The sequence below is a fragment of the Dietzia sp. E1 genome (assembly GCF_014145015.1).
Lineage (GTDB): Bacteria > Actinomycetota > Actinomycetes > Mycobacteriales > Mycobacteriaceae > Dietzia > Dietzia cinnamea_A.
In genome coordinates, this window is the sequence record NZ_JAALDU010000184.1 from 1 (window position 1) to 8,799 (window position 8,799).

The 8,799-nt window shown below is 70.9% G+C and carries 9 protein-coding genes; 3 read left to right on the plus strand and 6 right to left on the minus strand.

The window, feature by feature from the left end; translation table 11 throughout:
- Window positions 1-480, plus strand: a 480-nt coding sequence (locus tag G6030_RS07445) for a patatin-like phospholipase family protein (RefSeq protein ID WP_347238604.1), incomplete at its 5' end; no start/stop codon positions are given.
- A gap of 195 nt (window positions 481-675) precedes the next feature.
- On the opposite strand, the gene G6030_RS07450 is transcribed toward G6030_RS07445, so the two are convergent.
- Together G6030_RS07450 and G6030_RS07455 are read right to left on the minus strand one after the other, a co-directional pair.
- On the minus strand, window positions 676-1,932 hold the full coding sequence (locus G6030_RS07450) for a glutaminase (RefSeq protein ID WP_182642685.1): 1,257 nt from the start codon (window positions 1,930-1,932) through the stop codon (window positions 676-678).
- 68 nt (window positions 1,933-2,000) lie between these two features.
- Window positions 2,001-2,594, minus strand: coding sequence for a class I SAM-dependent methyltransferase (locus tag G6030_RS07455; protein ID WP_043568817.1), 594 nt, complete (start codon window positions 2,592-2,594; stop codon window positions 2,001-2,003).
- Window positions 2,595-2,790: 196 nt separating this feature from the next.
- Between G6030_RS07455 and G6030_RS07460 the strand changes: the two genes are divergently transcribed.
- Together G6030_RS07460 and G6030_RS07465 are read left to right on the plus strand one after the other, a co-directional pair.
- Window positions 2,791-3,024 carry a heavy metal-associated domain-containing protein gene (locus tag G6030_RS07460; RefSeq protein WP_007633765.1) on the plus strand — a complete coding sequence of 78 codons (234 nt, stop codon included), beginning with the start codon at window positions 2,791-2,793 and terminating at the stop codon, window positions 3,022-3,024.
- Window positions 3,025-3,262: 238 nt separating this feature from the next.
- Entirely contained in the window at window positions 3,263-5,212 is a 1,950-nt protein-coding gene (locus tag G6030_RS07465) for a cation-translocating P-type ATPase (protein ID WP_182642686.1), read from the plus strand.
- Window positions 5,213-5,278: 66 nt separating this feature from the next.
- On the opposite strand, the gene G6030_RS07470 is transcribed toward G6030_RS07465, so the two are convergent.
- The 4 genes from G6030_RS07470 to G6030_RS07485 form a co-directional block, all read right to left on the minus strand.
- Window positions 5,279-5,680, minus strand: coding sequence for a cupin domain-containing protein (locus G6030_RS07470; protein WP_007633773.1), 402 nt, complete (start codon window positions 5,678-5,680; stop codon window positions 5,279-5,281).
- A gap of 133 nt (window positions 5,681-5,813) precedes the next feature.
- The gene (locus G6030_RS07475; RefSeq protein WP_043569104.1) at window positions 5,814-6,593 is read right to left on the minus strand and encodes a Crp/Fnr family transcriptional regulator; all 780 of its coding nucleotides are present in this window, start codon (window positions 6,591-6,593) and stop codon (window positions 5,814-5,816) included.
- The gene (locus G6030_RS07480; RefSeq protein ID WP_182642687.1) at window positions 6,590-8,050 is read right to left on the minus strand and encodes an FAD-dependent oxidoreductase; all 1,461 of its coding nucleotides are present in this window, start codon (window positions 8,048-8,050) and stop codon (window positions 6,590-6,592) included. Before G6030_RS07480 ends, G6030_RS07475 begins: the two co-directional genes overlap by 4 nt.
- Window positions 8,051-8,092: 42 nt before the next feature.
- A partial coding sequence (locus G6030_RS07485) for an aminotransferase class I/II-fold pyridoxal phosphate-dependent enzyme (protein WP_182642688.1) occupies window positions 8,093-8,799 on the minus strand: 707 nt, incomplete at its 5' end.

Sequence of the window (8,799 nt, forward strand, 5' to 3'; positions counted from 1 at the left end):
GGGGAGCGGGTCGTGTTCGGCGCGCCCGGGTCGCCCCACGCGACCGTCGGCGAGGCGCTGCGCGCGTCCTGGGCGACCCCCGGGTGGATGCCGCCCGTGCCGATCGGGGACCGCATCTTCGTCGACGGCGGCATGGGCTCGACCGCCTCGGTCGACCTCATCGCCCCCGAGGAGGCGGACCTCATCTACGTCATCGCCCCCATGGCGTCGGCACCGGGCGTCCGCATCCCCGGCCCCGGTGGCTCGCTCGAGTACCGGATGATCCGCCGCCCGATGTCGACCGTCCTGCACGCCGAGATCGCCACCGTCCGCGCCCGCGGCACGACCGTCGTGCCGATCCTGCCGACCCCCGCCGACCTCGCCGGCCTGAGCGCGCACTTCATGAACGGCGCGCGCCGCACGCAGGCGTTCGAACACTCCATGACCACCGCCCCCGACACGGTCCGCGCCGCGCTCGCCGCCAACGGGGCCGGGGTGTGACTGGGCCGACTCAGCGATATGCGACTGAACCTCTCGACGCCGGCTGTCACTCTCTATCCCCCGACCGCGTCCGCGTCACGACCCCCTGGTGATCGCTAGTCGCTACGGGACGTTGGAACGTCGCGCGCCGCCGGCGAGGGGCACGAGTTCGCACCGGTCAGCGGGCTCAACGGCGGGTGAGCACCACGGGGACCGTCAGCGGGCAGCCCGGCGGGTGACCGGACGGGTGCCGTCGCCGAGGTCCGGCTCCGGCAGGCGCCGGCCCGGATCCGCGAGCCCCACCGTGTGCCCCTCCGCGGACAGTCGCCGCATCGCCTCGAGCAACATCCGCCGGGCGCTGTTGTTGACCGAGGACACGCGGCTGAGGTCGAGCGTCACCTCCTCCGGCCCCTCGGGAATCTCGGCCAGGCGCCGCAGCACCTGCTCGGCACTGGCGAAGGTCATGGGGCCCTGCAGGCGGAACGTCCGGCGCCCGGAGATCTCGTCGAACCGCACCGATCGCACGGCCTCGACCTCGGTGACCGTGGTGTTCATCAGATGCAGCTCGAGGTCCCGCGACAGCCGCTCAAAGGTGCGTACGCCCTCGACGCTGTGCCCGTGCTCGTCGAGCCGCGGCGAGAACACCCCCAGCCCCACCTGACCTGGCAGCGCGCCGAGGATCCCTCCGGACACCCCGCTCTTGGCCGGGATCCCCACCGTGGACATCCAGTCGCCGGCGGCGTCGTACATCCCGCACGTCGTCATCACCGCGAGGACCTGCCGCGCGACCGGTGCCGACACCACCCGCTCGCGCGTGACCGGGTTGACGCCGCCGGTGGCCAGCGTGACGGCCATGACGGCGAGGTCGCGCACCGTCACCCGGTACGCGCACTGTCGCGTGTACCCGCGCACGGCCTCGTCCGGATTGTCCTCGATGATCCCGCCGGCCCGGACCAGGTTGGCCATCGCGCGGTTGCGGAACGCGGTGCGCAGCTCGGACTCGCACACGGCGCCGTCGACCTCGAGACGCCGACCCGCGAACGCCGACAACCCGTCCGCGATGACCTCGCTGCGCTCGTCCTCCGAGGCGCCGGGCGGGCCGACGAGCGTGTGCGTGGTGATCGCCCCGATGTTGATCATCGGGTTGCGCGGCCGGCCGGTGTCCCGGTTGAGGGAGATCTGGTTGAACGCGTCGCCGGACGGCTCCACCTCGACCTTCTCCAGCACCGCCTCGATCCCGCGGTCGCGGAGGGCGAGCGCGTAGACGAACGGCTTGCTCATCGACTGGATCGTGAACTCCGCGTCGGCGTCGCCGGCTGTGTAGACGACCCCGTCCATCGTGCAGGCGGCCACCGCGAACCGGTCCGGGTCCACGGCCGCGAGCTCGGGGATGTAGTCGGCGAGCCGGCCCTCCCCGCCGTCCGAGCAGGCGTCGCGGATCTCGAGCAGATAGTCAGGTACCGGCGTCTTCACGTCACCAGCGTGTCATGACCGCCCGCGCGGGGGCCGATCAGTCCCGGGCGCGGGGCCTGCGATGCCCGTCAGGCGGCGGACCGCGCGGTCACGACGGCGTGCGGCGCACCCGGCTGCGTACGCCGGCCCGTCACCCTGAAGCCCGCGCGCTCCAGAGCGGTGACCATGCCGTCCATCGGCCAGAGGTAGGCCGTGGCCGCCGGGTGGGCGAACGGACCGTGACAGGGTCCGGTGAAGAACGACAGGAGCAGCTGCCCGTCCGCCTCGAGAACCCGGTGGAGGGTCGCCAGCGCCACGGGGAGCTCCCGTCCATCCATGTGGATGAGCGAGTACCAGGCCAACAGGCCGGCCCACCGCTCCTCCGTCCCGTCCAGATCGGAGATCGCGCCGTGCCGGAACGCCACGGTCGGAAAGCTCTCCCGGGCCATGTCGACGAACGGGCCGGAGGGTTCGAGCCCGTCCACCGCGTGCCCCAGCGCCGCCAGGTGCCCGGCCCACCGTCCCGTGCCCGAGCCGACGTCGAGGATGCGCCCGGGGACACCACCCGCCCACGCCTCGATGACCTCGCGGTCGGGATCGTCCGGGGCGACCTCCCTGCCCAGCACGCCCGCCAGCACCTCCGCCCGCGCCACGTACGCGCTCGGGATGTCCTCATATGTCATGTTCCTGATCCCCCCCCTTTTCCTTTGATCTCATGTCGATCAACGCGGACCACGCCTCGAAATAGTCCCCGCGACACGACCGGAAAGAATTGTGCGGATAAGTGATCCGCGTCAATGTTCCGGCAGCGGCCCGTCTCTATCGTGGGAATTACTCGGCGGCGGGTGCCGACCGGGACCGAGAGGAAAGGACAACGTCATGGCCGTAAAGAATGTCATTCACAGCATCCTGCGCGCGGAGGGGTTCTCCTGCCCGTCCTGTGTGGCCAAGATCGAGAAGCAGGTCGGTCGACTCGAGGGTGTCGAGAAGGTGGAGGTGCACTTCGCCTCCTCGCGGATCGAGGTCGACCACGACCCGGGGGTGTCCAGCGTCGATGACCTCGTGGCCGCCGTGGCGAAGGCCGGTTACAGGGCACGTCCCAGCGCCTTCTGACCGGACCGGTGACCCTTCACCTGCCCTCCGCCGTCCCGCGCGCCGATTCGCCCGGGACGGCGGAGCCGCGTTTTCCGGACATTCCCCCACCGCCGGGCCTGCCGTATCCGATCGTGCGGTTAATTGATCACCGTCATGGTCGCTTCACCGGAACGCTCTTATGGTAATTCCGACGGGTCGAGGAGATGTGTCGGAAACACCGCACCGAAATGAGGACCCGGATATCGAGGAGTAGGTCATGAATACCATCCGTAAATGGATATACGGGCGTTGGTTCGTCCCGATCCTGTCGGGGCTGCTCATCATCGGATCCTTCATCGCATCCGGTGTGGCCGGCTCGGACTTCCGCGGGCTCGAGGACAACGCGGTCCTCGCCGACGTGTTGATGCTCGCCGCCGCTGTCGTCGCGGGAGCCCCCATCGTCAAGAAGGCGGTCGATGCCCTGCTCATCCGCCACATCGGCATCGATCTGCTGGTGTCGGTCGCGGGGATCGGCGCGATCATCATCGGCAACTACTGGGAGGCGGCCGCGGTCACCTTCCTGTTCGCGATCGGTCACGCCCTCGAGTCGGCCACCCTCAACAAGACCCGCTCCGCGCTGGCCGAGCTGGTTGCCGTGGCACCGGACGTCGCGGTGGTGATGCGTGACGGCGAACAGGTGGAGGTCCCGGCCGGCCAGGTCCGCCAGGGTGAGATCGTACTGGTCAAGAACGGCGCCAAGGTCCCCGTCGACGGCCAGGTCGTGGCCGGTTCCGGTGCGCTCGACGAGGCCTCGATCACCGGCGAGTCGATTCCCGTGGAGAAGTCCGAGGGCGACCAGGTGTTCGCCGGCACCGTGTCGCGCGGGGGATTCCTCCACGTCCTGGCGACCGGCATCGGTGCCGACACCACCCTGGCGCGGATCATCCACCGCGTCGAGGAGGCGCAGGACGCCAAGGCGCGTACCCAGAGTTTCATCGACCGCTTCTCCGCGTGGTACACCCCGGGCATCATGGTCCTGGCGCTGGTCGCCGGCCTGATCAGCGGCGATGTGGTGCTGGCGCTGACACTCCTGGTGATCGGCTGCCCCGGTGCACTGGTCATCTCGATCCCGGTCGCGATCGTCGCCGGCATCGGCAGGGCGGCCCGCAACGGCATCCTCATCAAGGGCGGGGAGTACCTGGAGACCTCCGCGAAGATAGACGTCGTCGCGGTGGACAAGACCGGAACCCTCACCGAGGGACGACCCGAACTGACCGACGTCCTCGTGCTGGCTCCTGACAGGTCCCGCGCCGACGTGCTGACCCTGGCGGCGGGCGGCGAGGCGGGCTCCGAACACCCGCTGGCCCGGCCGATCCTCGAGGCGGCCTCGGCCGAGGGGGTCGCCTACGACACTCCCGAATCGGTCCGGCCTATCGCGGGCAAGGGTCTGACCGCGCAGGTGGACGGGCATCGCCTCCTGATCGGCAACCAGGCGCTGCTGGACGAGTTCGGGATCGCCGACGACGGCGGCGCGGCACGGGCGGCCGACGACTTCGCCCGCGACGGCAAGACCCCCATGATCATCGCCGTCGACGACGAGGTGGCCGGCGTCATCGCGGTGGCCGACACCGTCCGTGCCGATGCGGCCGAGATGATCGCCCGGCTCCACGGTTCCGGTGTCGAGAAGGTCATCATGCTCACCGGTGACGTCCCGCTGGTCGCGGAGGCGGTCGGCGCGGCCACCGGGGTGGACGAGGTCCGGGCGGGGCTGCTGCCGGAGGACAAGCTGCACGCGGTCACCGAGCTGCAGCGGGCGGGCCACACCGTGGCCATGGTCGGCGACGGCGTCAACGACGCTCCCGCGCTGGCCACCGCGGACATCGGTGTCGCGATGGGCGCCGCCGGGTCAGCCGTGGCGGTGGAGACCGCGGATATCGCACTCATGGGTGACGACCTGCTCAAGCTGCCGGAGGCCGTCGGTCTGGCGAAGCGCACCGTGTCGGTGATGCGTCAGAACATCGCGGTCGCGATGATCACCGTGGCCGCGCTGCTGGCAGGTGTCTTCGCCGGAGGGGTCACCATGTCGATCGGCATGCTCGTCCACGAGGCGTCCGTCCTGGTGGTCATCGTCAACGCGATGCGTCTCCTGCGCCGGCGGGTCGACGTCCACCGCACCGTCGCCGACCCGGATCGCCGGGCGCGGCACCGCGAGGCTGTCTCGGCCTGACCTGACGCGACATCGCGGGCCCGCACCGGAAGATCGACCGGCCCGGGCCCGCGGTGTCTCGTCAGATCAGTGGTCGTCGTCCGCCTTGGTCTGATGAACGGTGCCGTGCTCGTGCTCGGGCGGGCCGTACAGCGAGTACACCTTGAGGTCGTCATCACCGATGTTGGTGACGTTGTGCCAGCTCCCGGCGGGCACGAGAATGACCCAGTCGTCGGAGACCTCGCGGACGAAGTCGAGCTGGTCCTTCGCCGGCCCCATCTCGACCCGACCCGTGCCGGCCTCGACGCGGAGGAACTGGTCGTGGTCGTCGTGGACCTCGAGACCGATGTCGTCCCCGGGGCGGATGCTCATCACGGTGAGCTGCATGTGCGATCCCGTCCACAAGGTGGTCCGGTAGTTGTCGTTGGCGAGGGTGGCGTCCTCGATGTCGACGACGAACGGGTTCGGACCCTGGTCAGTGGGGCTCATCGATACTCCTGCTTCCGTAGGCGGGTACACACTGTGGCCGGCGGCCGATGTTGTCCTCCCGAGTTTCGGTCACTCCCGGGCCACTTTCAACCAAGGACAGGCTGTGCAACGCCCCGCGAACGCTCGCGGGCGCTCAGCGCGGCTCGGCGATCTCGGCCAGTCGCTCGCGGTCGAGCACGGCGGTCCAGCGGCGACCGGAATCGATGATCCCCTCCCGCCGGAGCCTGCTCATCACCCGTGACACCGACTCGGGTGTGGACCCGGTCATCCCTGCCAGGTCGGATCGCGTCAACGGTAACTCCAGCAGCGTTCCCGCCGCGCGGCCGTCGCCGAACCCGGAGCGGGCCTCACCGAACTTGTCGGCGACACGCAGGAGTGTCCCGGCCACCCGCTGCGCCACGGTACGGGTGGCGTGGTGCGTCACCGTGGTCCGCGCGTCCTCGAGCAGCCCCGTGAGGTGGTCGACCACGCGCAGCGCCACCTGCGGGAATCGGGTGAGGAGGTCGCGGAAGTCCTCGGCGCTGATCCGCAGTGCGCACAGTGTGTCGATCGCCTCGACCGTCTCGCCGTACCGCGGCGTGCCGAGCGAGTCGACACCACCGGCGAAATCACCCGGTGCGAGCAGGTCGACGACGACGGTCCGGCCGTCCTCGGAGTCCCGGTACGCTTTGGCGCGACCGTGGGCGATGACGTAGAGGTACCCGGAGCGCTCGCCCTCGGTATACACGGCGTCGCCGGAGCCCCACGACAGGGACACCGCCCGCCGGTCCACCTCAGCGATCCCGTCGGCGTCGAGGTCGGCGAAAAACGGAGTGCGGTGCAGGACCGCGAGCCGCACGTCGATCGAGCAGGCGTGAGGTTGTGCGCAGGTCGGTCGCAGCGGTGTCCGGCGGCGTCCGGGGATCGCCGTCACGTCGAATCGTGGCGCTTCAGGTCGCTCGTGGCCGGGCCCTCAATGAGTTCACCACACGCCGTGAAGCGGGACCCGTGCCAGGGGCAGTCCCACGAGCGCTCGGCGTCGTTCCAGCTGAGCACGGCGCCCATGTGCGGGCACAGCAGGCCGACAGTGCACTTCTCGCCGTCATCGGCCGTCGCCTCGCCCATCGGTCGGACGCTCGGCCGCGGCTTCCGGACCACCGACGTCGCCGCGGCGGCGGCCATGTGGACGGGCAGATCGGCGTACATCGAGGGCGCGGTCTTGAGCATGCCGGTCAGCGTCGGCTTGCCGAACGACACGCGCGGGTCGAGCCCTTCGAGGCGGTCGACCATGATCCCCGCCGCCGCGGCGGACCCGCTGACCCCCCACTTGCTATAGCCGCCGGCGTAGTGCACGCGGCCCTTCCCCCACGGCAGCGGTCCCGACCTGGGGACCATCTCGACCGGGTGGAAGTCCTGCGCGGACCACCCGTGGGTCATCCGCGCACCGGGGAAGTACTTCTCCGCGTACTCCCGCAGCGACTCGATCTTGGATCCGGTGGGGGCGGCGGTTCCGGTGCGGTGGCCGTTGCCGCCCACGAAGAGCACCTCCCCGTTCTCTGTCGGCACGGTCCGCAGCGAGCGCACCGGCGTCTCCACCGAGCCGTACATGCCCTCCGGCAGTCCGCCGTCGTACTCGAACGCGCACAGGTACGAGCGTTCGGCCTCCATGGTCGCCACCGTCGGGCCGCGGTCCAGTGACGGCCCGGACGTCGCCAGGAGCACGTCGCGCGCGGTGAGGATCCCGCGGTCGCTGCGCACCTCGGCGTGGGCGTCCGCGCCGTCGCCGCGCGGGGTCACCTTGGTGACACGGGAGTGCTCGACGACGCGCACCCCGAGCGCGTCCACGGCCTCGACCAGCGCGGCCAGCGCCTGGACGGGGTCGATCTGCAGCTGGTCGGGCAGTTCCACGGCCGATCGGGCGGGGAACGGGACATCCAGTCGGTCGTGCCACCGGGCGGGGAGACCGAGGTCGTCCATCGTCTGCTTCTCCTTGCGCAACGATGCCGTCCCCAGGGCGCCACGCGAGTAGCTGAGCGCGGGCCTGCGCTGGGCGGACACACCGTGCGTCTCGCAGAACTCCGCCCACCAGTCCAGCCCGTACTGATGGGCCTCGGCGTAATGACGGGCGGTCTCGAGCCCGTGCCTCGAGCGCAGCGTCGACAGTCGCGTGCCCTGCAGGACCGAGACCTTGGCGGTGGTCGCCCCGCTCGCCCCGGCGCCGACGGTGTGCGCCTCCAGGACCACGACGGACTTGCCTCGCGCGGCCGCCATGAGGGCGGTGATGAGGCCGGTGAACCCTGCGCCGGCGATCACCAGGTCCACGTGCTCGCCCTCGGGGAACTCCGCCGCCGGGGGGTCGATCGTCGTGCGTCGCCAGAATGATGTGCCCATGGTGCGTCTCCTCTGAGCTCTCGCCGCGGATGTCGCTGGCGCTCACTGTAAGACAGGCCGTATGTGCCCGCACCCGCTCGGCGGGCGCGGGCGCGGGCCCCAGGAGTAGGCGGAGCCGAGCCTCTCGAGCACCCGCCGCAGGTCCGACGCGAACTCGGCCGCGTCCCGCGCGGTGAGCCTCGAATAGCTCAGCACGAGTCCCGCCACCGCGTGGCTCTCCGCCTGTCCGCTGAGCGGGCGGGTGCGCCACCCCGTCTCCTCGAGCGCGCGGACCACCTCGTCGTCGTCATATCCGGGTAGCACCACGCACAGGTGCAGGCCCGCCTCGACGCCCGTCACCTCCAGGCCCGGACACTCGCGCGCGAGCGCCGCCACCAGGCGGCCGCGACGATCGGCGTACACGCGCGCCGCCCGCGCCAGGTGGCGGTCCATCGCCCCCGACTCCAGGAACGCCGCGAGCGCCTCGGCCGGCAACGACGACGGGCCCCGGCGGTGGACCACCAGCCACCGCTCGACCTCGCGCCGCAACGACGCGGGCGGCAGGCACCACGCCACCCGCAGGTCGGGCGCCACCGACTTGGACGACGTGCCCACGTACGCCACGTGATCCGCCGCGCCGGGCAGCGTGACCAGCGCCGGCAGGGGTGCGACGCCGTAGCGGAACTCGCCGTCGTAGTCGTCCTCGATCACCAGCGAGCCGGTCCGCCGCGCCCACTCCACCAGCGCGACCCGCCTGTCCACGCTCATGC